Annotated in this window: 19 protein-coding genes; 4 read left to right on the top strand and 15 right to left on the bottom strand. The window is 72.9% G+C overall.

Annotation, left to right across the window (positions count from 1 at the left end):
- Positions 1–32 precede the first annotated feature (32 nt).
- From ACYVPE_RS12110 to ACYVPE_RS12180, 15 genes are all read right to left on the bottom strand, one after another.
- Positions 33–380 carry a hypothetical protein gene (locus ACYVPE_RS12110; RefSeq protein ID WP_461033510.1) on the bottom strand — a complete coding sequence of 116 codons (348 nt, stop codon included), beginning with the start codon at positions 378–380 and terminating at the stop codon, positions 33–35.
- Positions 374–1,930: a GMC family oxidoreductase gene (locus ACYVPE_RS12115; protein WP_461033511.1), complete on the bottom strand. Its 1,557-nt coding sequence runs from the start codon at positions 1,928–1,930 to the stop codon at positions 374–376. The genes ACYVPE_RS12110 and ACYVPE_RS12115 overlap by 7 nt, the downstream gene beginning before the upstream one ends.
- Positions 1,927–2,946: a phosphotriesterase family protein gene (locus tag ACYVPE_RS12120; protein ID WP_461033512.1), complete on the bottom strand. Its 1,020-nt coding sequence runs from the start codon at positions 2,944–2,946 to the stop codon at positions 1,927–1,929. The genes ACYVPE_RS12115 and ACYVPE_RS12120 overlap by 4 nt, the downstream gene beginning before the upstream one ends.
- Before the next feature lie 4 nt (positions 2,947–2,950).
- On the bottom strand, positions 2,951–3,964 hold the full coding sequence (locus ACYVPE_RS12125; protein ID WP_461033513.1) for a phosphotriesterase family protein: 1,014 nt from the start codon (positions 3,962–3,964) through the stop codon (positions 2,951–2,953).
- 16 nt (positions 3,965–3,980) lie between these two features.
- A complete protein-coding gene (locus ACYVPE_RS12130; protein WP_461033514.1) occupies positions 3,981–5,438 on the bottom strand; it encodes an aldehyde dehydrogenase family protein in 1,458 nt (485 codons plus the stop codon).
- Positions 5,439–5,463: 25 nt separating this feature from the next.
- Positions 5,464–6,993, bottom strand: a complete 1,530-nt coding sequence (locus ACYVPE_RS12135) for a glutamine synthetase family protein (RefSeq protein WP_461033515.1) — start codon at positions 6,991–6,993, stop codon at positions 5,464–5,466.
- A complete protein-coding gene (locus ACYVPE_RS12140; RefSeq protein ID WP_461033516.1) occupies positions 6,986–8,323 on the bottom strand; it encodes a Rieske 2Fe-2S domain-containing protein in 1,338 nt (445 codons plus the stop codon). Before ACYVPE_RS12140 ends, ACYVPE_RS12135 begins: the two co-directional genes overlap by 8 nt.
- Positions 8,324–8,369: 46 nt before the next feature.
- Positions 8,370–9,326, bottom strand: a complete 957-nt coding sequence (locus tag ACYVPE_RS12145; RefSeq protein WP_461033517.1) for a PDR/VanB family oxidoreductase — start codon at positions 9,324–9,326, stop codon at positions 8,370–8,372.
- A gap of 9 nt (positions 9,327–9,335) precedes the next feature.
- Positions 9,336–11,294 (bottom strand): primary-amine oxidase, encoded by a 1,959-nt coding sequence (locus tag ACYVPE_RS12150; protein WP_461033518.1) that lies wholly within the window; start codon positions 11,292–11,294, stop codon positions 9,336–9,338.
- A gap of 24 nt (positions 11,295–11,318) precedes the next feature.
- Positions 11,319–12,839 carry a gamma-glutamyltransferase gene (locus tag ACYVPE_RS12155; RefSeq protein WP_461033519.1) on the bottom strand — a complete coding sequence of 507 codons (1,521 nt, stop codon included), beginning with the start codon at positions 12,837–12,839 and terminating at the stop codon, positions 11,319–11,321.
- A gap of 1 nt (position 12,840) precedes the next feature.
- Complete coding sequence (locus ACYVPE_RS12160) at positions 12,841–13,941, bottom strand: FAD-dependent oxidoreductase (protein ID WP_461033520.1); 1,101 nt, start codon at positions 13,939–13,941, stop codon at positions 12,841–12,843.
- Complete coding sequence (locus tag ACYVPE_RS12165; protein ID WP_461033521.1) at positions 13,938–15,191, bottom strand: aminotransferase class V-fold PLP-dependent enzyme; 1,254 nt, start codon at positions 15,189–15,191, stop codon at positions 13,938–13,940. Before ACYVPE_RS12165 ends, ACYVPE_RS12160 begins: the two co-directional genes overlap by 4 nt.
- A 192-nt stretch (positions 15,192–15,383) precedes the next feature.
- Positions 15,384–16,106: a GntR family transcriptional regulator gene (locus ACYVPE_RS12170; RefSeq protein WP_461033522.1), complete on the bottom strand. Its 723-nt coding sequence runs from the start codon at positions 16,104–16,106 to the stop codon at positions 15,384–15,386.
- Positions 16,107–16,221: 115 nt separating this feature from the next.
- Positions 16,222–17,034, bottom strand: coding sequence for a TetR/AcrR family transcriptional regulator (locus ACYVPE_RS12175; RefSeq protein WP_461033523.1), 813 nt, complete (start codon positions 17,032–17,034; stop codon positions 16,222–16,224).
- Complete coding sequence (locus ACYVPE_RS12180; protein ID WP_461033524.1) at positions 17,031–18,329, bottom strand: metal-dependent hydrolase family protein; 1,299 nt, start codon at positions 18,327–18,329, stop codon at positions 17,031–17,033. The genes ACYVPE_RS12175 and ACYVPE_RS12180 overlap by 4 nt, the downstream gene beginning before the upstream one ends.
- A gap of 244 nt (positions 18,330–18,573) precedes the next feature.
- Between ACYVPE_RS12180 and ACYVPE_RS12185 the strand changes: the two genes are divergently transcribed.
- From ACYVPE_RS12185 to ACYVPE_RS12200, 4 genes are read left to right on the top strand one after another with little or no spacing between them, the layout of a single operon-like run.
- Positions 18,574–20,139, top strand: coding sequence for an ABC transporter substrate-binding protein (locus tag ACYVPE_RS12185; protein ID WP_461033525.1), 1,566 nt, complete (start codon positions 18,574–18,576; stop codon positions 20,137–20,139).
- A gap of 33 nt (positions 20,140–20,172) precedes the next feature.
- Positions 20,173–22,008: an ATP-binding cassette domain-containing protein gene (locus tag ACYVPE_RS12190; RefSeq protein WP_461033526.1), complete on the top strand. Its 1,836-nt coding sequence runs from the start codon at positions 20,173–20,175 to the stop codon at positions 22,006–22,008.
- Positions 22,005–22,877: an ABC transporter permease gene (locus ACYVPE_RS12195; RefSeq protein ID WP_461033527.1), complete on the top strand. Its 873-nt coding sequence runs from the start codon at positions 22,005–22,007 to the stop codon at positions 22,875–22,877. Before ACYVPE_RS12190 ends, ACYVPE_RS12195 begins: the two co-directional genes overlap by 4 nt.
- A gap of 42 nt (positions 22,878–22,919) precedes the next feature.
- Positions 22,920–23,918 (top strand): ABC transporter permease, encoded by a 999-nt coding sequence (locus ACYVPE_RS12200; RefSeq protein ID WP_461033528.1) that lies wholly within the window; start codon positions 22,920–22,922, stop codon positions 23,916–23,918.
- The last annotated feature ends 6 nt before the right edge of the window (positions 23,919–23,924 follow it).

Genomic DNA, 23,924 nt, shown 5'->3' on the forward strand with positions numbered 1-23,924 from the left:
TCGGTATCGGGCACGCCCGTGCGGGACGCTGCTCACCAGTCGAGTCCGTGGTCCCGCAGTCGACGTTCGAGGACGGCGTGCTCGGCCGCGCCCCGGTCGGGGTGGCGCCGCGGGTCCACGAGATCCGGCGGCCGCCCCGGGGTCGCCGCGCGGACGCCGACGGCGAAACCGTCCGCGAGCCGCACGATCAGGTACCTGGGCAGGTCGGGGTCGGGCTGGCGGCGCACGAAGTCCAGCACCTCGGCGATGTCCGGGTCGTAGGGCGGCGCGGGCCGGGCGCGGGCACGCTCGACGAGCTCCGCGGTGACCAGCGCCCGCACCGGTGTCCGCACGATCTCGGCGTCCTGGATCGACAGTCGGGTCGGCTCCTCGCTCAGCACGCGGCCGCCTCCTCCAGCAGCAGCTGGGCGACCTTCTCGCCCATCACGACCGCCGGCATCGCCGTCGTGGCGCGGGGGACCTTCGGCATGATCGAGCAGTCCGCGACACGCAGCCCCTCGATGCCGTGCACCCGCGCCCGCGCGTCGACGACGGACAGGGCGTCGTCGCCGGTGCCCATCCGGCAGGTGCCGACGGGGTGCCAGTAGTTGTCGGGGTTGCGGTACAGGTGGGCGACGAGCGCGTCCCGGTCGAAGGTCTCGGGTCCGGGGTGGATCTCCGCGCCGACGAGCGGCGCGAGTCGCGGATCCGCCGCGAGTTCGCGCAGGATCGCGGCACCCTCCGCGAGCACCGCGACATCGACGCCTTCGGGGTCGGCCAGGAAACGGTGGTCGATGATCGGCTTCGCCTCCGGGTCCGCGCCACGGAGCCGCACGAACCCGCGGGACCGGGGTTGCAGCGCCGACACCCCCACGCTCCAGCGCTTGCGCTCGACGAGATGGGTCGGGCTGTACGGCAGGAAGTGCAGGTCGAACGCCTCGGTGTCGAAGCTCGACGCCGCCTTGCCCATCGCCTGCTCGTCGGGACACCAGCCCGCCGCGCGCGCCCGCTCCATCGCCGCGGTCATCTCCTCGGAGCCCGCCCAGCTCATCAGCAGGAACGGCTGGTCGTGCAGGTTCTCGCCGACACCGGGCAGGTGCTGCGTGAGCGGGATGTCCAGAACCGCGAGCTGCGCGTACGAGCCGATGCCCGAGCGCAGCAGGATCGTCGGCGAGTTGTAGGCGCCACCCGCCAGCACGACCGTCCCGGCCCGCACGGTCGCCGTCTCGCCACGGTGCCGGACCACGACGCCGCTCGCCCGCCCGTTCGTCACGATCACGCGGTCGACGAGGGCGTCGCCGACGATCCGGATGTTCGGCAGCGCGCGCACGGGGTCGAGGTAGGCGAAGGCGGTGTTGACACGTACGCCGTCGACGATGTTGACCGCCTCAGGGGCGAACCCCGCCGACTCGTCGACGTCGTTGAGGTCGGTGAGCCGCGGCATCCCGACGGTGGGCGCCGCCTCGTACCAGGCGCGCTGCCACGGCGTGAGGTCGTCGGCCCGGTAGGTGCGCACGCGCATCCGTCGCGTGCCCTCGGCGAACAGCGGCAGCAGGTCCTCGGTGGCCCAGCCGGTCAGGCCCGCCTCGGCCCAGGCGTCGTAGTCGCGCCGGTGCCCCCAGGTCTGGGTACAGCCGTTGACGTCGGAGCAGCCACCGATGGCGCGGGCGCGCTCGAAGCCGACAACCCACGGGTAGCTGTCGCGGGAGTCGTAGCCCCAGTCGTGCGAGCGTCCAAGCCGCGTCGCGTCGACGAGGTCGGCGGGCCAGGCGGCACCGCCCTCGGGCCCGAAGTCGGGGCCGGCCTCCAGGACGAGCACGTCCAGGCCGGCCTCGGCGAGCCGGGCCGCGACGACGTTGCCCGACGTGCCGCCGCCGACGACGACGTACTCGGCCTCCTCCGGGAGCGCGTGCGCGTGGGCGGGGCCAGGGGTCGGTGTGGAGGGTGTCACGGGCGGTCCAGGAGGCGTCGGGGAGTGTGGACGAGGATCGTGTCGACCACGGTGGTGTCGCCGCCGGCCAGCTCGGTGATCGCCGGGGCGATGCGGCGGAAGAGGTGGTCGTAGCCGTTGCCGCCGTTGCGGCGGAGGTTGGCCTGGGTCCAGACGTCGGCGCCGATGACCAGCTGCGAGCCGAATCCCTCGCCGAGGAGCCATTCGACCATCTGGAGGCGTTCCGCGTCGGTCGGGTTCCGCAGCGTCGGCGAGCCGTAGAAGAAGTCCGAGCCGAACGTGTCGTAACCCAGCAGGGCGCCCGCCTGGGCGATCTCGCGGTGGTACCCGCGGTCCCACCGCTCGTCGAGGTGGCCGATGACGACCCGGTCGGCGGGCATTCCCACCTCCACGAGCGCGGCCAGGACGTCCGTGCCGCCCGTGCCGCGGAAGGAGAGGTGCATGGAGACGGCGCTGCCCGTGCGCGCCCCGGCCCGGCCGGCCGCCCGAACGAGCCGCCATTCGGCAGCCGTGATCGGCCAGCTGGTCCCGATCTCGCCGAGCAGGGCCGGCTTGATGCCGCTCGGGCCGACGCCGTCCGTGAGCTGTGCCACGAGGATCTCGGTGAGCTCGTCGGTCCCCGCCTCGCGCACCCACGCGGGCATGGTCTCCTCCACGTAGTAGCCGGCGCCGACGCAGACGTGCACTCCGGCGCGGCGCGAGATCTCCGGCAGGTCCGCCAGGCGCCGACCCATGCCCTCAAGCGTGAGGTCCACGACGGCGGACGCGCCGGCCGCCCGCACGTGAGCGAGTTCCGCGGCGGCGACTTCCGGGTCGTCGAGGACCAGGTTCGCCGGCATCGACAGCGCGTTCCAGCGCAGGTAGGCCGCGAGCTCCGGGCCCATCGGCACGTCGGCGGGGGGCAGTTCCCCGGGCGGCTTCGCCCAGACGCTCAGGTCGCTCAGCAGGTGCTCGTGCATCGACGTCGGCCCGAGTCGCTCCGGGGCGATCGGTCCTAGCACGGTGTGGATGGGCATGGGATCACTGTCCGAAGATCGCGCGGCGGGGATTGGTGGTGTGGATCAGGTCGAGCACCCCGGGGTCGATGCCGGCCTCCGTGGCGAGCCTCCGGAACTCCTCGAACAGGAAGGTGTAACCGGGGCCGCCCAGTGCGCGCAGGTGCGAGCGCTGGCAGACGTCCTGCGAGAGCAGGATCTGGTTCTGGTAGCCCTTCTCGATCATCGTCTTCAGGTACGACAGCCTCCGGTCGATCTGGTGGGCGATCAGGTCGCCGCCGATGCGACACGTCATGAGGCAGTCGAACTGGACGAACGCGCCGCGCCGCATCAGTTCCAGCGAGTAGTCGACGCTCTTGACCGTGTCGGCGTGGCCGATCACGACGCGGGCCGGGTCGACGCCCTCCTCGATCATGATCTCCAGCTGCGCCAGGCCCGTCGGGAACGACGCCGCGTGGGTGCTGACCATGACGCCGGTCTCGCGGCTGGCCCGCGCGGCCGCACGGAACGAGCGCTCTTCGACCGCTGTGATGTGCGAGAGGTCCGACGCGACCTCACCGATGACGCCCGCGCGCACGCCCGTGCCGGGGATCTCCTCCAGCAGGTCGGCGACGAGGAAGTCCGCGATGGTGTTCGTCGCGTTGCGGTCGAACCAGCGCTTGTCGAGGTAGGTGTCGTAGTAGTGGCCCGTGCCGAGGATGATCTGCGTGCCTGTCGCCTCGGCCATCGCCTTCGTCGCGAGCACGTTCGCGATCGAGCGCGACCCCGACCGGGGGTTCTGCTGCATGACGCGCGGGTCGTCGCTCCAGCCGACGGGCGCCGCGTAGTCGCTCAGCTCGCCGTTGGTCAGGTCGATCAGCGTCGCACCGCCGGCCGCGGCGAACAGCCCGAGCTCGGCCTCCGTCTCCGACCACACGTTGAGGTAGCCGTCCTGCGGCGTCGTCTTCGTCATGTTGATGAAGACGTGCTCGTGCGGCAGCGTGACGCCGAGCTGCTCCGGCAGCAGGGGACCCGTGACGCTCTGGACCGTGTCGACCACTTCCCCGTCCTCTCCGCTAGATCGCGATCACGACGCTCTTGGGTTCACAGAAGCCGCGCAGTCCCTCGTCCCCGAGGTCCCGCCCGAGACCCGAGGCACCGACGCCGCCGAACGAGAGGGCCGGGTCGAACACGTTGTAGGCGTTCACCCAGACCGTGCCGGCGTGGATCGCCGCCGCCATCCGGTGCGCCCGGGACAGGTCGCGGGTCCACACGCCCGCGGCGAGGCCGTAGTCGGTGTCGTTGGCGATCCGGATCGCGTCGTCCTCGTCGTCGAAGGGGATGACGCCCACCACCGGCCCGAAGATCTCCTCGCGCGCGAGCGTCATGTCGTTCGTGACGCCGGTGAAGAGGGTCGGTTCGACATAGAACCCCGGGCTTCGCGTGCCGCCGCCGGCGACCAGCGTCGCGCCCTCCTCGGTGCCCTTCCTGATGTATCCGAGGACGCGCTGCCGCTGTTCCTCCGACACCAGCGGGGCGACGGTGACCCCGCCCGCGAGACCGTCGCCGACCGGCACCGACGCGACGGCGCTCGCCAGGCGCCGCGTCATCTCGTCGAGGACGGACCGCTGCACGAGCAGGCGACTGCCCGCCGTGCACATCTGGCCGGAATGCCCGAACGAGGCCCGCATCGCGGTCACGACGGCGGCGTCGAGGTCGGCGTCGGCGAAGACGATGTTGGGGCTCTTGCCGCCGAGCTCCAGCGTGAGGCGCTTGAAGCCGTCCGCGGCGGTGCGCATGACGGCTCGCCCGACCTCCGTCGACCCGGTGAACGACACCTTCGCGACGCCGGGATGGCGGGTGAGCGCCGCACCGACGCGCCCGTCGCCGGTGAGCACGCTCACGACACCGTCCGGGACGCCCGCCTCCCGCAGGATCCGCGCGAGTCGCAGCAGCGTGAGGGGGGTGTCCTCCGCCGGCTTGGCCACGACCGTGCACCCCGCGGCGAGCGCGGGGGCGAGCTTGAACGCCGCGGTCATGAGGGGGAAGTTCCACGGCAGGACGACGGCGACCACGCCCACGGGCTCCAGGGCCGTGTAGACGTGGTGTCCCCCGCCGTCGACGGGGATGACGGTGCCGACCAGGCGGGAGGGCGCCCCCGCGAAGTGGCGGAACGTGCGCGCGGCCATGGCCGTGTCCGCGCGCGAGCGCTCGATGGGCTTGCCGTTGTCCCGCGTCTCGAGGATCGCGAGCTGCTCCAGGTCGTCCTCGATGAGTTCGGCGACCCGGTTCAGGATCCGTGCCCGTTCCAGGGGATCGAGTCCCCGCCAGCGACGGTCCGCGTGCGCGGTCGTCGCGGCCGCGACGGCCGCGTCCACGTCGGCGTCCGTCGCCTGGGCGACGGTGGTGAGCACCTCCTCGGTGGCCGGGTCGACGACGGCGCGGGTTTCGCGGTCGCCCTGGGCGACCCACACGCCCCCGCACAGGAACGGCTCGTAGTCGGGCAGCGCCGTCACGGCGGTCCTGGTGGTCATGTGCGTCCTTCCGGTGGGCGCGGGATCAGAAGATCCCGAAGTACTCGCGCTGCTCCCAGTCGGAGACATGGCGGAGGTATCGGTCGAATTCGGCGCGCTTGATCGTCGCGTACCACTCCACCACCGTGTCGCCGAGGGCGGCCCGGAAGGCCGCGTCAGCCCGCAGGGCGTCGACGGCCGCGCCGAGGTTCGACGGCAGCCGGTCGGCGTGCTCGGTGTAGGGCTGGAGCGTCGGCGCCGGGGGAACGAGGCCGCGGTCGATGCCGTCCATCCCGCTGACGAGCTGGGACGCGATGTACAGGTAGGGGTTCGCGGCAGGCTCGCCCGAGCGGTTCTCCAGCCGCGTCGCGGGGTCGCCAGGGCCTCCGACGGCGCGGATCATGGCGCCCTTGTTGTCGATGCCCCACGCGATCCGGTCGGGCGCGAGCGAGTACGGCTGGTAGCGCTTGTAGCCGTTCACGGTCGGCGTCGTGAAGGCGGCCGCGGCGAGCGCGTGCGCGAGCAACCCGGCCAGGTAGCCGGCCCCGACGAGCGAGAGCGTCGCGCCGGGCGCGTCGGGGACGAACGCTCCGACGCCCGTCGCGAGGTCGTGGAGCGACTGGTGCAGATGCCACCCGGTCGAGGCCCCCTCGGCGCCCTGCGGCCGGGACATGAACGTGGCGTGGTAGCCGAGGCCGGCGCTGATGCGGCGCACGGCGGTGCGGCACAGGACGATCGCGTCCGCGACCTCGGCGGCGTCACCCGCCTCCATCGTCAGCTCGAACTGACTCGTCCCGAACTCCAGCTCGATCGAGCGCAGCGGCAGGTCGAGCAGCGTCAGGCCGCGGTAGAGGGCGTCCACGAGCGGCTGCATCGTGTCGAGGCCCTCGTCGTGCAGCAGCTGCGCGCCACGGGTGGTGGGCAGGGCGGCCGACGCGGCGCCGGGCCGCCCTGGACCACTGACGTGCTCGGGACCGACCCCGGCGGCCACGTCGCGAAACACGTGGAACTCCAGTTCGGCGCCCACCGTCATGCCGTAGCCGCGGGCGGCGAGCGTCGCGAGCGCGCCGCGCAGGATCGACCGTGTGCAGAACGGGACCGGCGCGCCGTCGGGGAACCGCACGTCGCACAGGAGCATCGCGGTCCTGTCGGTCCACGGCAGAACGCGGAAGGTCGTCGGGTCGGGGACGAGCACGATGTCGCCCGCTCCGCTGAATCCATCGACGCCCACGCCGGTGTCGGCCGCGAAGACCGAGAAGACCGACTGTCCTGAGGTGTCCTTCAGCAGCAGGGAACTCGGCGCCGTGACGCCGGACCGCAGCGCGGCCGACACCGCGGCCCGAGCGAGCGTCTTGCCGCGCAGGATGCCGTGCTGATCGACGAACGAGAACCGCACCATCTCGATGCCGAGCTCGTCGATGACGCGACGCATCTGGCCGGCCGCCGCGTACTGGGCCTCACTCCACAGGTCGTGCCGGTCGATGAAGCCGCCTCGCTCCTCCCGCAGCATCGGCCGGGCCGACACGCCCCCGCCGGCCGCCGCGACGGACCGCTCGTCCGCGTTGCGCTCACGCATCGGCCGGGGTCTCCGCCCGCGCCGTCCCGGCGGCCCATGGCGAGTCGCGCCGCCGCTCCCGCTCACGCTCGACCCACCGCGTCTGCCACACGTCGTTGGCGGCGACCGTGTCGACGGCGAGCGGTCCGGTCAGGGCCGCCGCCTCCGCCTCGCTGACCGGGTGCGCGGGCGTCCTGGCGCCCGCGGCGAAGGCGTCGATGGCTCGCAGGAGCAGGCGGCGGTTCGCCGTGACGGCGCGGTCGGAGACGCCGAGACGCTCGACCGTGCGGTCCTGGATGGGGCCCATGCTCTCGACCGCCCACTGGTCGTGGACGTTGATGTCGAGGCCCATCCCGGTGTAGGTGAGCTCCTGCTGCTCCCGCGGGTCGAAGCCCCAGTCGTTCCCGCGGTTCCGCAGCGGCCGGTAGTCCGGGAGGCTCACGCCCTCCAGCCGCTGCTGGAGCAGGGTGTCCTTGTCGGTCCGCTCGGCGAAGTCGTACCAGATCATGTACCAGTAGTGGTTCTCGTCGTCGATCGGCACGTGCCACTGGGTGAAGACCTTGGAGTTGCCGAAGGGCACCACGAAGGCGTTCGGGAAGAGCAGGTTCGTCACGCGGACGTGCCTGACGTCCTCCGTCAACTGCCGCAGCGCGAAGACACGCAGGCCGTGGTCGGCGCTCTCCACCTCGATGTCCGGGCGGTGGTTCTCGCCGACGAGCATCGAGAGCTTCCTGCCGGTGCCCTCGACCTCCTCGCTGAACTGCTGGCCGTAGACCTCGCGCGGGTCCTCCTGGAGGAAGCGGTGCAGGAACGAGACGTGGCTCGGGTCGATGCCGCCCTCCAGGCCCTGCAGCCAGTTGCACTCCCACCGGCCCTTGAAGGCGAAGGTGTACTCCTCCGGCGCGACGAAGCAGTCGTAGTGGGGAAAGGGCGGCGGGTCGCCCGCCCCCAGGTAGGCGAAGACGATCCCGTTCTTCTCGACACACGGGTAGTTGGCGATCCGGATCTTGCCGAGGAACTGGCTGTGCTCCGGCTCGGCCGGCTGTTCGACGCAGCGCCCTTCGCCGTCGTAGAGCCAGCCGTGGTAGAGGCAACGGATGCCCTCGTCCTCAAGCCGCCCATAGGACAGGTCGACGCCCCGGTGGGCGCAGAACCGGCTGATCAGCCCCCAGCCGCCGGGCTTCCGGAACAGCACGAGGTCCTCACCGAGCAACCGGATCGCCTTGACCGGGCGTTCGCTCGGCATCTCGGAGACGAGCGCCGCGGGCTGCCAGTAGGAGCGGAGCAGTGCGCCGAGCGGCGTGCCGGCGCCCGAGCGGGTGATCTTGTCGTTGTCTTCCTGCTTCAGCATGACGCGCGACTCCCTCGCTTCCCATCTCCGATTCAGTATCCCAAATTCAGCTTATTGTATCCAACCAGTCGAGGACGAGCAACGGACCAGCGGCTCGGGAGACGCAGACCATCAGGCAGTCGTTGCGCGCACGTTCCTGCGGCGTGAGCACGAGGTCTCGGTGGTCGACGTCGCCCTCCAGCACGCGGGTCTCACAGCTGCCGCAGATGCCCTCCTCGCAGTCCGAGAGCACGTCGACCCCCGACTCCCGCACGACCTCGAGCAGCGTCCGCTCGGGCGGCACCTCGAGCTCGACGCCCGACCGCGCCAGGCGGACGACGAAGGCGCCGCCGGGCTCGTACGCCGTGGTCGGCGCCGAGAAGTACTCGCACCGCAACCGCCCGCCGTCGGGGATCAGCTCGCGGAGCGCCCTCAGCATGCGCTCGGGCCCGCAGGCGTAGACGAGCGCGTCGGGGCGGGCCGCGACCTCGCGCGAGAGGTCGGCGCGGCGCTCCTCGTCACGCGCGACGACGGCCACGTCGCCACCGAGCGCCGCGAGTTCGTCGAGGAACGGCATCCGCGCACGCGACGCGCCCAGGTACAGCAGCCGCCAGCGCGCTCCCTCCGCCACGGCGCGGCGCACCATGGGCAGGAGCGGCGTGATGCCGATGCCGCCGGCGATGAACAGGAACTCCCGCGCGTTCTCGAGGGCGAAGTGGTTGCGGGGACCGCGCAGGTTCACGACGTGCCCGGGGCGAAGCGCCTCGTGCACGTGGCGCGACCCGCCCCGGCTCGGATGCTCCCGCAGCACGGCGACGCGGTAGCGAGGCGCGTCGGGATCGCCGCACAGTGAGTACTGGCGCACCGGCGTCCCGGGGGCCACCAGGTCGATGTGCGCGCCCGGCTCCCACCGGGGCAACCGTCCGCTGATCGCCTCCAGCTCCGCCGAGAGCACGCCCTCGGCCTCGATCGTCATCGACCGCACGCGGACGGGCAGCCCGGGAGCCTCGGCCCGAGGTGGCATCTGCGGCTCCTAGTGGCAGCCGTGGTGGGGGGCGTGCCCCCGCGCACCGTCCGTGGCCGGCGCCGGGGAGGCGTGGCAGTGCGCGGCGGGCTGTGACGGCGGGACGTCGAGTGACGGATTGCGGTCGAAGAACCCGTCCGGCTCCAGCCGCAGCCCGATGCGCTGCACGGGCATGATCGGCCAGTCCTCGGGGCGCGCGTAGTGGTGCGAGGCGATGACGGGCCACAGCACCAGCTGGGCCCCGTCGAGCGGGCGGTCGGCGAGCTGCCACGCCGTGATGCCGTCCTCCCCCAGGGGCGCCTGGTTCGGGTACTCCCCCGCGATGAACCGTTCCGCCGGGTCGTACGCCGTCGCCCACAGGTGCTTCGCGATGAAGGGCGCCTTGCGTTCGACGACGCTGCCTGGCCGCGCGAACAGGCGTGTCGTGTTCGGCAGCGCGAGCCGGAACGAGGTGGGATCGCCGAAGCGGTTGGTGCGCTCCGTGCTCTCGACGCGCCAGTGCACGGCCCGCGACGGGTCGTTCGCGCGGGCGGCGGCCCGCTCGGAGGGGATGACGGTCGGCACCATGCGGCACGCGTTGCCGTAGGGGTTGAGCTCCTCGTCCTGCTCGGCCTCGGCGTGCACCTCGACGAGGCGGTTGAGCGGGCCGTCGACCGCCGTGTCCAGACGGATCGCGAAGTAGTGCTGGTGCGTCGGCGCCTGCACGTTGGGGCTCACCAGTCGGCCGAACGGCGGCGTCTCGCCGTCGGCGATGCCCGACACCGAGAGGATGCCCGTGAGCTTGACCTCGAGTTCGATCGAGCCGTCCTGGTAGAGGGACCAGTAGAAGCCGTAGTCGTAGTTCGCGACCGTCGCGAAGAAGGAGATGACCAGCCGCCGCGAGCGGCGGACGTCGGCCTCGCCGGTACGCGTGTTGACGTGCTTCCAGAGGACGGAGAAGTCCTCCTCGTGCATGCAGACGCCGTTGGTGATCGTCTTGACCTCGCCGAGGCCGTCAAGCACGTGCGCGTCGAAGTAGCGGATCTCCCCGAGGCAGTCGCAGCCCAGTTCCAGCGACGCGGTGAGCGGACCGGCCCCGTACTCGCCCCAGTCGAAGAAGTTCTTGCGGTAGGCCGTCGGGTCGGAGTCGAGGTACGGGACGTACATCTCGTTGACGGCGGCGCGCCGCAGCACCGGGCGCACCGTGTCACCGTCGCGATAGACGAGGTCGTGCAGCACGAGCCCCTCGCGGTGCGTGAAGCCGACGCGGAACGACCAGTTCTGCCAGCTGACCTCGTGACCGTCCACCGTGAAGCCCGGGCCCTGGGGCTGCGTGATCTCCAGCGGACTGACCTCGCGGTCCGGACCCCACGTGCCCGAGCGGTACACGCCGGTCTCGCTCGCCATCGGGACCACGCCGTGGTCCTCGATCCGGACGATGTCGAGCGTCTCGAGATCGAGGAGGGGTACGAGCCCGGCGACCGGGCGCGCGTAGCCGTTGTCGTCCTCCGACTCACGGTGCCACACCGTGCCCCACGACAGGCGTCGGTCGGCGAGGTCCTCGGGCTCGAAGCCCGTGATGGACTCCGGGTCGACCCACACCAGGGAGGTGTCGGTGATCCCGCGCTTGGCCAGTGCCTCCTTGAGCAGGGGGTGGTCGCGGGCCGCCCGCGCGACCAGCCGGGCCTCCTCGGAGGAGACGCCGGGCCGCTTGGCGTCCACGGACCGCCACGCCGCCAGGGACGCGGGACGGTCGGAGCCGGCCGTCCAGGCGGTGACCTCCCAGGCCTCGTGCGCGTCGGGGTTCATGACGACGAGCCGCACGGGGCGGCCCTGGCCCGGGGCGAGACCGCGGGCGAGCCCCTCCTCGACGGCGATCCCCCAGAAGCGGGGACGTGCGCCGATGCGTTCGTCCTGCCGCACGAGGGCCACGACGCCGGCGATCTCCTCCGGGGTGAGCGGGTCGCTCCACAGCCGTGTGGCGGTCATTTCTCCTCCTTGGTGGTGGCGCGCTCAGGGCGAGACGACGACGCCCGCGCCGTCGGCGCGGGGGTCGCTCGCCGCCTCGAACGTGACTCCGGTGGGTCCCGTGCGTCGTCGCACGACCTGGACGTGCCCGGCGGCGTCGGCCCGAGCGGGGTACCGGGCGACCGGCAGGCCGGCCGTCCGCGCGGCCGCGACGATCTCGTCGCCCACGCCCGGCTCGGCGACGAGCGTGAGCTCCGCGTGGCCCAGGTCGACGTCGCCGACCACCCAGCGCGGGCGGGCCAGAACGTCGGCCAGCGGCCGGACCACGTCCGTCATCGCGGGCACGAGCTGAGCCAGGATCCAGGGTTGGGCCCGCCCGCCCTGGCAGCCGACGACGACCGTGGCCTCGTCGGAGTGGACGATGACGGGACACAGCGTGTGCGGGGGCCGCGCCCCGCGCCCGAGACGCGCGGGCGAGGCGGGGTCGAGGCTGAACGCCGCGCCGCGATTGTGCAGCACGATACCGGTCTCGGGGTCGAGCAGCCCGGCCCCGAAGCTCTGGAAGACACTCTGGACGATCGTGACGCTCCAGCCGGCGTCGTCGCTCGCCGTCACCGCGGCCGTGTCGCCGGTGGCGCGCGGTTCGAGCCGGTGAACCGTGGGCACCGCGTCGAGCCGCAGCAGGGCCTCGAGGTCGCCGCCGCCCGAGCGCGGGTCGCCGAGGTGCGCGGCCCGTGCCGCGACGCCGGCCAGGCTGGCTTCGAGCACGCGCACCGGGTCCGGCTCGCCGGCCGCGCCGGCCGCGCCGGTCGCGGATCGCGCAACGCCCAGGAGCACCGGTCCGACGGAGGGCGGCGGTGCCACCGACCAGGAGCGCCCGGCGATCTCGCGGGTCACGGCGGGGGACGTCTCGGGCCGGTAGTGGGCGAAGTCCGCGAGCGTGTGCGTACCGCCCCGAGCGCGGAGCATCGCGACGACGGCCCGCGCGGTCTCGCCCTCGTACGCGTCGCGCGGATCGCCGGCGAGCCGTCGCAGCGTCGCCGCGAGCGCCGGCTGGCGCAGCAGCGACCCGCGCCGCAGGAGATCCCGCTCGGGCGCGAAGACCGCACGCAGTCCCGGGTCGGCTTCGACCGCCTCGCGGCGGGCGTCGAGCGCCCGCTCCAGGCCCGCGCTCACCCGGGTGCCGGCCTCGGCCGTGATCGCCGCGCCGCGGAAGGCCGCGCCGAGCGGCAGGAGGGCGCCGACGCGTTCCAGCTCGAGCCAGCCGGCGACGATCCCGGGCACGGTCACGGTGTGCGGGCCCTGCCGGGGCATGGCCGGCCACGTGGCCGACACCCGGTCGATCCCCCGTGGCGCGGTGCCCGCCGCGACGACGGCCGTCGTCGCTCCCGCGGGCGAACGGACCAGCGCGACGAGGTCGCCGCCGAGCGCGCACTGGTGGGGGTAGACGACGGTGAGCATGACGGCGGCGGCGAGTGCCGCGTCGAGCGCGTTGCCGCCCGCCGCGACGGCGCGCTCGCCGGCGGCGATCGCCTCGTGGTGGGGTGCTGCGAGGGCGACGGTCACGTCACAGTCCCCGCCGTGCCGTCGAGACGAAGTCGAGGTCGCCCCGGTGGACGCCGTCACACAGGTCCGCGACCGCGTCGCCGACGGCCGGCCCGAACTTGAAGCCGTGCCCGGAGCAGGCCGCCACGACGACGACCGCGGGAGCGTCGGCGAGCGGGCCGATGACGAACCGTCTGTCCTCCGTCATCGTGTAGAGGCAGGAGGTGGCCTCGACCGGCGTCGTGTCGAGGCCCGGCACGTAGGACTCCAGGAGTGCGCGCAACTCGGCGGTCTCCCGGGGGCTCGGCGGGGCGGCCGGCTCCTCCGGATCCCAGCTCAGGCCCACGTCGACGCCGACCTTCACCCCGTTGCCGCACGCGTCGGGGATACCGAACACGAGGCCCTCCGGGCGGTCCACGGAGAACGCGCCGAGGCTCGGCGGCATGCCTGCCCGCTGGCCGGAGGGCACCGTCACCGTGAGGATCCGCCAGACGTCAAGCCAGGGCGCCAACGACGGCACGAGCGCACCGGTCCAACTGCCGGCGGCGATCACGAGGCGGGCCGCCGACAGCACACCCTCGTCCGTCGCGACACGGACGCCCGTCGGCGTCGACTCCCATCCGCGCACGTGCACACCGTGCCGCAGCTCCGCCCCGTGTGCCGCGGCCACGCCGCGCAGTGCCCTGAGCGCGCGTGCGGCCTCGATGACGCCGGCGCCAGGGTCGTAGACGCCCCCGTAGCCCTCCGGCACGGCGAGTCCCGGCATGCGGCGCGCCAGTTCGTCCGGATCGTCGACGACGACACAGCCGGGCCCCTGCAGCCCCGACGTGCCGCGGTGCGCGTAGAGCCCGGCCGTGCGGTGCACGAGCCGTTCTCCGGACTCGGCCTCGAGCGCGGCCCAGGCCGCGAAGGCGCGATCGACGAAGTCGTTCCACACCGGTCTTGGGTAGGCACGGCGGATCATGCGGGTCGTGCCGTGCGAGGATCCCCGGTCGTGCCCTGGCGGGAAGCGGTCGAGCGCGATCACGCGGCGCCCACGGCGCGCGAGGCTGGCGGCGGCGGCGCTGCCGTGAACGCCGAGGCCGATGACGATGACGTCTGTCTGGTCCGCGTCGCGCGTCATCGGCTCGCCCGCCCGTCGCGGCCCGCGGCGACCGCGCGTACGCCGTCGACGAGCGCGCCGAGGTCCTTGTCGTCGTTGTAGACGTGGACCGATGCCCGCACGACCGAGGGCAGCGCACGTGCGCCGAGGTCCCACTGGCCGTGTGTCGCGGGGACGGAGACGACCCGGACGTTCCGCGACGCGGCGAGTGCCTCGACGACCACGCGGGAGTCCACGTCGTCGACGACGAAGGTCACGATCGCGGACGCCGCGCCCTCCGGGTCGGCGATCGTCACGCCGGGGATGTCCGCGAGGGCGGACCGCAGCAGCCGCGCACGCGCCAACAGCCATCGCTCGGTGCTCTCCGGCGAGCGCGCGATGGTCTCGCGGAGCGCCACGCCGAGGCCGAGACGGGCGGCGACGGGGCTCTCCCACGACTCGAACCGCCGCGCGTCCGGGCTGAGCTCCCAGCCCGACGGCGACACCCACTGCGCTCCGCGCACATCCGGCGCCGTCGGTGTCAGCCGCTCCAGGAGCGACTCCCGGACGTAGGCGAAGCCGGTGCCGCGCGGGCCGCGGAGGAACTTGCGGCCGGTCGTCACGAGCGCGTCGCACCCGATGGCCTCGACGTCGACGTTCAGGTGCCCCACGGACTGCGTCGCGTCGAGGATGTAGGTGGCTCCGTGGCGGCGGGCGATCCGGCCGATGCCCTCGGCGGGCTCGACGGACCCCGACGACGTGGGGATGTGCGAGACCGAGACGATCGACGGCCGCCCGTCCGCCAGCAGGGCCTCGAGCGCGCCGAGGTCGACCCGCCGCGTGTCGTCGACGGGCGCGACGACGAGGTCGACATCGTGCTCCCGAGCGATCGTCATGAGGTGCATCGCGTGGCTGACGTAGGTCGTACTCGACGCGACGACGCGTTGGCCCCGCGCCGGCCGAAGTGCGTCGACGAGCACCCGAAGGCCCGTCGACGCGCTGTCGAAGAGGGCGATTTCGCGAGGCCGGGCGCCGATGAGTGTCGCCGCCGCCGCGTAGACGTCCTCGCCGCGCTCACGGGTTGCCGCCGACGCCTCGTAGCCGCCGTACCGCTCCTCAAGGCGCAGGTGGTCGACGACGGCCGCCGTGACGCCGCGCGATGGCAACGCGGCGCCCGCGGCGTTGAAGTGGTGCGAAAGACCCGCACCGGAGGTACGCGCGCGCTCGGCGTCGACGTCGATCTCCGCCCCTGCGCCGAGGGCGGCGCCAGGTGCCGCATCGATCGAATCCATCTCGCAACACCCTTCCCGTTAGGATCCAAGACTAGCATAAGTGGATCCAATCTGGCGGCACACCAGTCCGCGCGGCAGGATGTCAGGTGATGGGGCAGGCGTCGGAACTCGGCCGTCACCGGTCACCACCGGAGCCCGATCGCCGTGGCTCGCACGGCGATTGGGACCCGACGGGTGGGAAACAGGCTCGGTTCAACCGCGGAAGACCGTGGACGAGCGCTTCTCGTACCACTCGGCCAGCTGATCACCGGCCTGGACGACGTGCTCACGCATCGCGGCCGCCGCGGCCTCGGCTTCTCCCGCGGCGAGCGCGGCGACGATCCGCTCGTGTTCGCGGAAGTTCTCGTCGCGATGACGCGCGTCGTTCACGATGAGCTGGGCCGAGACGTTGCGCGGAAAGGTCTCGTTGATGTCGTTGACCACCCTGGCCAGGCGGGCGTTGCCCGAGATGTCGGCGATCAGGGTGTGGAAGCGGTCGTTGTCCCGCTGACTGGTCGGGAGGCTGACCGGCTTCCCCCTGCTCTCGGCGAGAGAGTGGTCGTACATCTCCTGATTGGCCCGGCGCAGCTCCTCCAGTTGCTCGCCGGTGACCCGACTGACGGCCCGCGCGGCGGCGAGCGCCTCGAGCTCCGCCCGCACCTCGTACGCCTCGCGCACCTCCCAGGGCGCGGGAACGCGCACGACGGCACCGCGGTTGGGGAGCACCTCGATGAGGCCACCGCTCTGCAACTGGCGCAGCGCCTCGCGCACGGGTGTCCTGCTGACGCCGAAGTCGGCGGCCAACTCGGCCTGGCGCAACTGCGCGCCGATCGGGATCCTGCCGGACATGATCCGATCGCGGATGCGGCTCGCGAGGTCGTCGACGAGCGCACGACCACTCTTCTCCTCCACGTTCAGGCCGGCGGTGTCTACCATCCGCGGACTCGCTCCCTTCGTCGCTCGCATGGCTTGGGCACGGCAGCAGGACGGATCGGGTCAGGGACCCGGTGATACTCCGTCCGGCCACGAGGAAAGCCTAGCGAATCCGAAATCACACGTCTTGGATCCATGCGTCGGCGACGTTCGGCAGGGCGGGGTGGCGCTCGCCGGCACGGTCCGCCGATGAGCCCTTCGCGCGCGGGGCGTCGGGGTAGGCGCTGAGGGCGTCGGCGGCGGAAGCGGTGATCCCCGGGACGCGGGCCTCCTCGACACCGAGAAGCCGCAGAGTGCCCCGCACCACGGATGCCGCGTAGCGGGCCCGACTCTCCTCCCCGCCCCACTGGCGTTGTGACACCGCCGCCTCGACGAGGGCGAAGACGAGATCCAGGTCGTGGGCGAGGGTCTCCACCCGGTCGGGCGGGTGCAGGGCGTCCAACGCCGCCCGGCCGAACCGGCGATAGGTGTCGCGCAGGGTCGCCTGGGCCGAGTGGGTGGCCTCGAAGTCGTCCGAGACGAGCCCGGGCAGGTGGTAGAGCACGTGGAGATTGAGCCGGTCCCGCAGCAGGGTGTCGAGGTCGTAGCGGACGAGCGCGCACAGCCGGACCTCGGGGGTGAGGTCCTGCGCCTCGAGCCACCGCGCGCAGCCGAGTGCCGGCGTCACGGTGCTGGACAGCAGGGATGTGAGGATCGCCCGCTTGTCGGCGAAGTGGTAGTACAGAGTCGCCTGCTTGATGCCGACGGAGTCGGCGATCTGCCGGGTGCTCGTCGCCTCGTACCCCTGTGTGCCGAACAGGTTGGACGCGGCCTGCAGGATCTCCTCGCGTGTGCTGAGGCCGTTCTGCCGCTTCGGCGCGGCGCGCGGGCGTCCGGGCCTACGGCGCCGCTGGCCCGCCGCCGGGCGTTCCTGGGGCTCCGGGTCGGTCACGCGGCCCGCCTCACGTCCTGCTGGGAGAACGGGTCGAGGCGCCGGGTGTCCTTGACGATCCGGCCGCCGAGCAGGACCGTCTCCACGGCGTTGGGATCGCCCAGTGCCGCGATGTCGCCCAGCGGGTCCACACGCGTGATCAGCAGGTCGGCGCGCAGCCCTTCGCTGACCGTCCCCACCTCGTCGTCGACCCGGCACATGCGGGCGGCGACACCGGTCCCCGCGGCGATCGCGTCGAGGGGGTCGAGCCCCAGCCGGACCAGCAGTTCCAGCTCCCGCAGGTTCCGCCCGTGCGGGGCGATGCCGGCATCGGTGCCCAGGGCGACGGACACGCCGCTGGTCAGCGCGATCCGCAGGCGCTCCAGGGCGGTTTCCTGGAGTCCGCGACGCTTCTCCACCGCCCAGGGGGCGCCGTCGTGACGCACCGGCCGGGTCAGGGTGGCGAGCGTGGGCACGAGGTAGGTCCCGCGCTCGCCCATCTCGTCGAGCGTCGCGTCGTCCACCAGGTAGCCGTGCTCGACGCTGCGCACCCCGGCGCGTACGGCGGCGGCGATTCCGGCAGTGCCCTGGGCGTGGGCGGCGACGCCCACCACGCCGTGTCGGGCGGCCTCCTCGACGACGGCCCGCAACTCGGCCTCGGTCAGACCGCCGGTCTCCGGGGCGCTGCGCGGGCTGCCCATCCCCCCGGTGGCGGCGACCTTGATCCAGTCGGCGCCCTGGCGTACGACCTCCCGGGTCGCCCTGACGAACTCGGCAGGCGAGTCGGCCACCACACCGGCGCCCGGACCGGTGTCCAGGGGGGTGCCGTCGATGGCCCGCCAATCGCCGTGCCCGCCCGTGATGCTGAGGATCCGCAGGGCCACCTGGAGGCGCGGACCGCGTACGTAACCGGCCTCCACGGCTTCCCGGAACCCCGAGTCCGCCCCGGCGAGGTCGCGCGCGGTGGTGACGCCCGCGTCGAGCGTGGCGGACAGGGCCGGCACCGAGCGCAACGTGAGCAGGCTCTCCGGAGCGAGCACGGTGTCGAAGGGGGTGCCGTCGGGGCGGGCGCTCACGTGGACGTGGCAGTCGAAGAACCCGGGCAGCACGGTCATCCCGGCGGCGTCGAGGGTGCGCAGCCGCTCGGGATCGGGGCGGGCGGGCAGCTCGAGCGTGCCGGTGGGCGCGATCGCCTCGATGCGTCCCCCCGCCACCAGGACGTCGGTGCGGAGTCGCGCCGGAGCCCCGGTGCCGTCGATGACGGTGGCGTCCCGCACCAGGAGCGCGGGGCCCGGGTCGTGCTCGGCCTGCGGCATTTTCCCTCCCGGAATCTGTGGCGACGATGCGCGAGCGCGCCGGGACAGTCGGTGGCGTCGCGTCGTCGTGATCACCGTACCAACAGGGCCCCGGGGTTTCTATCGTCGACAGAATTTACGCCCCGGCAACGAGGGACAACCCGGCGGAAACCTCCTCCGCGCACCTCCGGGCCTAGGTTTCGGTCACCGACAGGAACCCTCCGCCCCCTCCTTCGTCTGCTCTTCCTCATCGAGAGGTCTCCCGATGCGATCCAGCTTTCGACTCGGCCTGGCGGCCGTCGCGGCCGCCGCACTGGCTCTCACCGGATGCGCCGCCGACCGGCCTGGCGCGTCGGGTGGCGGCGGTGACGTCTTCACCGCGGCGATCGTGCAGACCTACACGACGCCCCCCGACCCCGACGTCAACTACGACGGCCCCGGCCTCAACATCATCCAGAACGCCTACGAGGGCCTGGTGAAGTACCAGGACGGCGTGGACGAGGCGGACGTCGTGCCGTCGCTGGCCACCGACTGGACGGTGTCGGAGGACGGCCTCACCTACGCGTTCGCCCTGCGCGATGACGTCACGTTCCACGACGGCACCCCGCTGACCTCCGCCGCCGTCGCGGCCTCGGTCGAGCGCCGAGCCCAGGTGGACGGCGGCCCCGCCTACATGACCGCGGACGTCGTCGATGTCGCCACCCCGGATGACCACACCGCCGTCCTCACCCTCGCCGCGCCGAACTCCGCCTTCCTGGACTACCTCGCCTCGCCGTTCGGCCTCAAGATCATCAGCCCCACGGTGCTGGACGAACAGGCCGGCGACGACTTCGCGCAGGCGTACCTCACCGCGCACGACGCCGGCACCGGTCCCTACGAACTGACCGCGGCCGAGACCGGCGTGCGCTACGAGCTCACCGCGTACGACGACTACTGGGGCGACGCACCGGCCTTCACCACGGTCCAGCTCAAGATCTCGGAGAACGCGTCCGCCACCCAACTCGAACTCGAACGCGGTGAGATCGACGCCATCCTCGGCAATCTCAACAAGTCCGCCTTCGAGTCGTACGCCGACAGCGAGGACGTCGAGACCAGCACCTTCCCCAACTTCACGACACAGATGGTCTACGCGAACCCGGAGTCCGAGATCTTCACCACCCCGGAGGACCGCGCGTCGCTGTACTCCGGGATCGACACCGAAGGCATCGTCTCCGCCGCCATGGGCAGCCTGGAGGAGCCGACGACCCAGCTGTTCCCGCAGGGCATGCTGGACGCCGGACTCGACGACCAGGGCATCGCCCACGACGAGGGCGCGCTGGAACGGATCGCGGCGTCCGGAATCGCCGACGGGAGAACCGTCCGGATCGGTTACGCCGGCAGCAGCGCCGACGGCAGGGCCGTGGCCGAGGAGCTCGGCGCCCGGCTGAGCAGTGCGGGGCTGCCGGCCGAGGCCGTGGCCTACGCGGCCGGCACCATCTACACCCTGGCCGACGACCTCGCCGCCGCACCGGACCTGGCGGTCCTCTCGGTCTTCCCCGACGCCGGCCACCCCGACTCGTGGGCCCGCATCATCTACACCCCGGGCGGCGGTCTCGACCTCTTCGGCGCCGAGGTCGACGGGCTCGACGCGGCCCTCGACGACGCCCTCGGCACGACGGACATATCCGCCTACGGCCCCATCGCCCAGTCGGTCGTCGACTCCCGCCACTGGTTCTCGATCGGATCGCTCAACACGACGCTCCTGACCACCCCGGACATCACCGGAACGCGGGAGGCGCAGAACCTGCTCGAGTACAACGTGCTGCACTTCGCGGCCCTGGACCGCGCGTAGCCCGACGAGGACAGGACGAGGAGCAGACCCGTCATGACACCACGCGAACCCGCCGTCCCGCCCCCGGGGAGCACTGCCGCCAGCACTCCCGGCCAGCAGTCCGTGCTGGACGTGCGTGACCTGCACGTCCGCCTCACCCGGGACCGACGCGTCGTCCACGCCGTGCGGGGTGTCAGCCTCGCCGTACGGCCCGGCGAGATCGTCGGGATGGTGGGGGAATCCGGCTCCGGCAAGAGCGTGCTCGGCCTGGCCACGATGGGTCTGCTCCCGCGGCGGTCCCGGCCGCGGGTGACCGGGACCGCCCTGATCGGCGGCACGGACATGGTCACCGCTCGCGACGCACCACGCCGCGCGGTCCGCCACAAGCACATCGGCGCGGTCTTCCAGGACCCGATGACCTCCCTCGACCCGACCATGACCATCGGCGCCCAGTTGGCCGAGGTCACGCCCGACCGCGCCACGCGCGTCCGGCTGCTCGGGGACGTGGGTGTCCCCGACCCCGCGTCGCGGCTCAGGGCGTTCCCGCACCAGCTCTCGGGCGGGCTGCGGCAGCGCGTCATGATCGCGCTCGCCGTCGCCCGCCGCCCGTCGCTGATCGTCGCCGACGAACCGACCACCGCCCTTGACGTCACCGTCCAGGCCCAGGTGCTCGACCTGCTGCTCTCGCTGCGCGACGAGGTCGGCTGCGGCGTGCTCTTCGTGACGCACGATCTGGGGGTGGCCGCCCAGATCAGCGACCGCATGGTCGTCATGCACGAGGGGCGCCTGGTCGAACAGGGCGACGTGGGGGACGTCTTCGACCGCCCGGAACATCCCTACACCCGGCGCCTGCTGCGCTCCCGAATCGACCTGGCCACCCCGCGGGACCGCCCGCTGACGCGCGGTCTTCCGCGCCCGGAGAACGTCGATGCCGAGGCGGAGCCGCCCGGCGGGACCACGGCGGAAGCGGCGGCCGTGCCCGTGACCGGACGTGCCGACGGCGCCCACGGCCGCGCCATCGGCGCGGACGGCGTGCTCGACGCCGGGCACGCGGCCCCCGCCGACCAGCACCTGCCGGAGCACTGGCCCGCGCCGGACATCGCCGACACCCACGCCGTACGGCTGCGCGGTGTGACCCGCACCTTCCGCTCCGGCCGGCTCTGGGCCCGCGACGAGACACCGGCCCTGCGCGGCGTGGACCTCGATGTCGCGCAGGGCGAGGCCGTCGCCCTGGTCGGGGAGAGCGGATGCGGCAAGTCGACGCTGCTGCGGATCGTCGCGGGCCTGGAGACCGCCACGGCCGGCCGGGTCGACGTCGCGGGCACCACGCCCCAGATGGTCTTCCAGGACGCGGGTTCCTCCCTCACTCCCTGGCTGACCGTCGGGGACATGCTCGGCGAACGCCTTGCCGCGCACCTGTCCGGCATCACCCGCGCCGCGCGCCGGGTCGCCGTGGAGGACGCCCTGCGGACGGTCGGACTCGACCCCGACGCGGCGCACGCCCGGGGGGACCAGCTCTCCGGCGGCCAGCGCCAGCGGGTCGCGATCGCCCGCGCCGTGATCGTGCCGCCCCGGGTGCTGCTGTGCGACGAACCGACCTCCGCCCTCGACGTCTCGCTCGCCGCGACCGTGCTCGACCTGCTCGGGCGGCTACGGCGCGAACTGGGCATGTCCATTCTCTTCGTCACCCACGACCTCGCCGCCGCGCGCATCATCGCCGACCGTGTCGCCGTCATGCGTGCCGGCCGGATCGTCGAGCTCGGGCCCACCGAGCAGGTGTGCTCCGCGCCCGCCGAGGAGTACACGCGCACGCTCCTGGCCGCCATCCCCGGCCCACGGCACCGCCGGTCGCCCCGCGACGCCACCGTCCCCGCAGGAGAATCCCGATGACAACGCTCGGTCCGGGAACCGGCCGCGCCGCCGCCCGACGCCGCTGGGCCGCGGTCACCGCCGTCCGCGAACGCAGCACGACCGCCGACCGGATCGCCCTCACCGCGCTGGCCCTGCTGGTCGCGGCCGCCCTCCTCGCCCCCGTCCTCGCGCCACACAGCCCCGTCCTGCGCTCCGGCGAGGCGTTCCTGCCGCCGGGCAGCGCGGGCCACCCGCTGGGCACCGACGCGCTCGGCTACGACCTGCTCTCACGTGTCCTCTACGGCATGCGGTCCAGCCTGCTCGCCGCGGCGATCGTCATCGCCTCGGGCGTGGTGATCGGAACCCTGGTCGGGGTGCTGGCCGGCGCGCTGCCGGGTTGGGTGGACAACCTCCTCATGCGCGTGACCGACCTGTTCCTCGCCCTGCCGGGACTCGTCATCGCCATGGCAGTCGCCGCGTCGCTCGGCGCGGGCTACACCAGCGCGCTCATCGGCATCGCCATCGTCTGGTGGCCCATGTACGCACGGCTGGTGCGCGGCGAGATACGCGCCTGGGCGGCCCGGCCGCACCTCGAGGCCGCCCGGCTGGCGGGCGTCCCCTGGGGACGCCGCGTCACCCGGCATCTGCTGCCCGGCGTGCGCTCCACGATCGTCGTCGCCGCCAGCCTGGACGTCGGCGGGCTCGTGGTCGCCCTCGCCTCGCTGTCCTTCATCGGCCTGAGCTCCCCCGCGCCCGCGCCCGAACTGGGGGCGATGGCCGCCCAGGGCATGCAGTACCTGCTGGAGTCCTGGTGGGTGCCCATCGTGCCCGGCATCGCGGTCACCGCCCTGGCGCTCGTCGCCAACTACGCCGGTGACGCCGTCCGCGACATGCTGCGGCGGCGGTGACAGCCATGCCACATCGGCACACTCGTCCCGGAAAGGTCTGACATGATCCTGTTCATCGTGCGTCGCACCGCGGCGATGGCCGGGGTGCTGCTCGCCCTGACCGTGGTGCTCTTCGGACTGCAGGAGGCGTCGGGCGTCGACCCGGCCAAGGCGTACGTGGGTGCCAACGCCTCCCAGGAGGCCGTGGACGCCGCCCGGCAGCGGCTGGGCCTGGACGAGCCGTTCATGAGCCGCTACCTGCACTACCTTTCGGGACTGCTCCACGGCGACCTCCAGAACTCGCTGCGCACCCGTACGCCCGTGGCCCAGGACGTCGGCGCGGCTCTGCCCGCGAGCCTCGAACTCGGCGCCTGCGTGCTGTTCGTGGCGGTGCTGCTCGGCGCGGGCTTCGCGTATGTCGCCGCGATCCGCTGGCGCGGGGCGCCCGTGCTGCGCACGGTGCTGTTCTCGGGCGCCGCGGCCCCCACCTTCCTGCTCGGCATGCTCGCGCTGCTCGTGTTCTACGGCGACCTCGGCTGGCTGCCCTCCGGCGGACGGAGCGGCTTCCCCGACTCCCCCACCGGACCCACCGGATTCCTGCTCCTCGACAGCCTGCTCGCGGTCCGGTTCGACGTCTTCTCCGACGCCCTCGCCCATCTCGTGCTGCCGGTGCTGTGCGCGGCCGTCGCGCCCGCGATGGCGATCGGCCGCGTGCTCGTCGACGGTCTTTCGGTCAACCTGGAGGCCGACCACGCCCGCACGGCCCGCGCCGCCGGTCTGTCGGAGCGCGCCGTGTTGCTGCGCCACGCGGTCCGCAACTCGCTCGGGCCGACGCTGTCGATGATCGGCATCCAGGCCGGCGCGCTCCTGGCCGGTCTGGTCGTCGTCGAGAAGATCTTCGCGTGGCCCGGTGTCGGCTCCTACCTCGACAAGTCGGTCGCGGCCAGCGACCTGCCGGGCATCACCGGCGTCGCCCTGCTCATGGGGCTGGTCTACGTCCTCGTCAACGCGGTCGTCGACATCCTGCAGGTCGTCGCGGACCGCAGGATCGCCCTCGCCTAGGCCCTG

Source organism: Streptomyces mayteni (genome assembly GCF_054783955.1).

Coding starts and splice junctions, on each gene's coding strand:
- ACYVPE_RS12150 (WP_461033518.1), bottom strand. CDS start 11,294: ATGACCGCCACACGGCTGTGGAGCGACCCGCTCACCCCGGAGGAGATC.
- ACYVPE_RS12170 (WP_461033522.1), bottom strand. CDS start 16,106: ATGGTAGACACCGCCGGCCTGAACGTGGAGGAGAAGAGTGGTCGTGCG.
- ACYVPE_RS12185 (WP_461033525.1), top strand. CDS start 18,574: ATGCGATCCAGCTTTCGACTCGGCCTGGCGGCCGTCGCGGCCGCCGCA.
- ACYVPE_RS12200 (WP_461033528.1), top strand. CDS start 22,920: ATGATCCTGTTCATCGTGCGTCGCACCGCGGCGATGGCCGGGGTGCTG.
- ACYVPE_RS12165 (WP_461033521.1), bottom strand. CDS start 15,191: ATGGATTCGATCGATGCGGCACCTGGCGCCGCCCTCGGCGCAGGGGCG.
- ACYVPE_RS12160 (WP_461033520.1), bottom strand. CDS start 13,941: ATGACGCGCGACGCGGACCAGACAGACGTCATCGTCATCGGCCTCGGC.
- ACYVPE_RS12135 (WP_461033515.1), bottom strand. CDS start 6,993: ATGCGTGAGCGCAACGCGGACGAGCGGTCCGTCGCGGCGGCCGGCGGG.
- ACYVPE_RS12195 (WP_461033527.1), top strand. CDS start 22,005: ATGACAACGCTCGGTCCGGGAACCGGCCGCGCCGCCGCCCGACGCCGC.
- ACYVPE_RS12145 (WP_461033517.1), bottom strand. CDS start 9,326: ATGCCACCTCGGGCCGAGGCTCCCGGGCTGCCCGTCCGCGTGCGGTCG.
- ACYVPE_RS12190 (WP_461033526.1), top strand. CDS start 20,173: ATGACACCACGCGAACCCGCCGTCCCGCCCCCGGGGAGCACTGCCGCC.
- ACYVPE_RS12120 (WP_461033512.1), bottom strand. CDS start 2,946: ATGCCCATCCACACCGTGCTAGGACCGATCGCCCCGGAGCGACTCGGG.
- ACYVPE_RS12140 (WP_461033516.1), bottom strand. CDS start 8,323: ATGCTGAAGCAGGAAGACAACGACAAGATCACCCGCTCGGGCGCCGGC.
- ACYVPE_RS12130 (WP_461033514.1), bottom strand. CDS start 5,438: ATGACCACCAGGACCGCCGTGACGGCGCTGCCCGACTACGAGCCGTTC.
- ACYVPE_RS12180 (WP_461033524.1), bottom strand. CDS start 18,329: ATGCCGCAGGCCGAGCACGACCCGGGCCCCGCGCTCCTGGTGCGGGAC.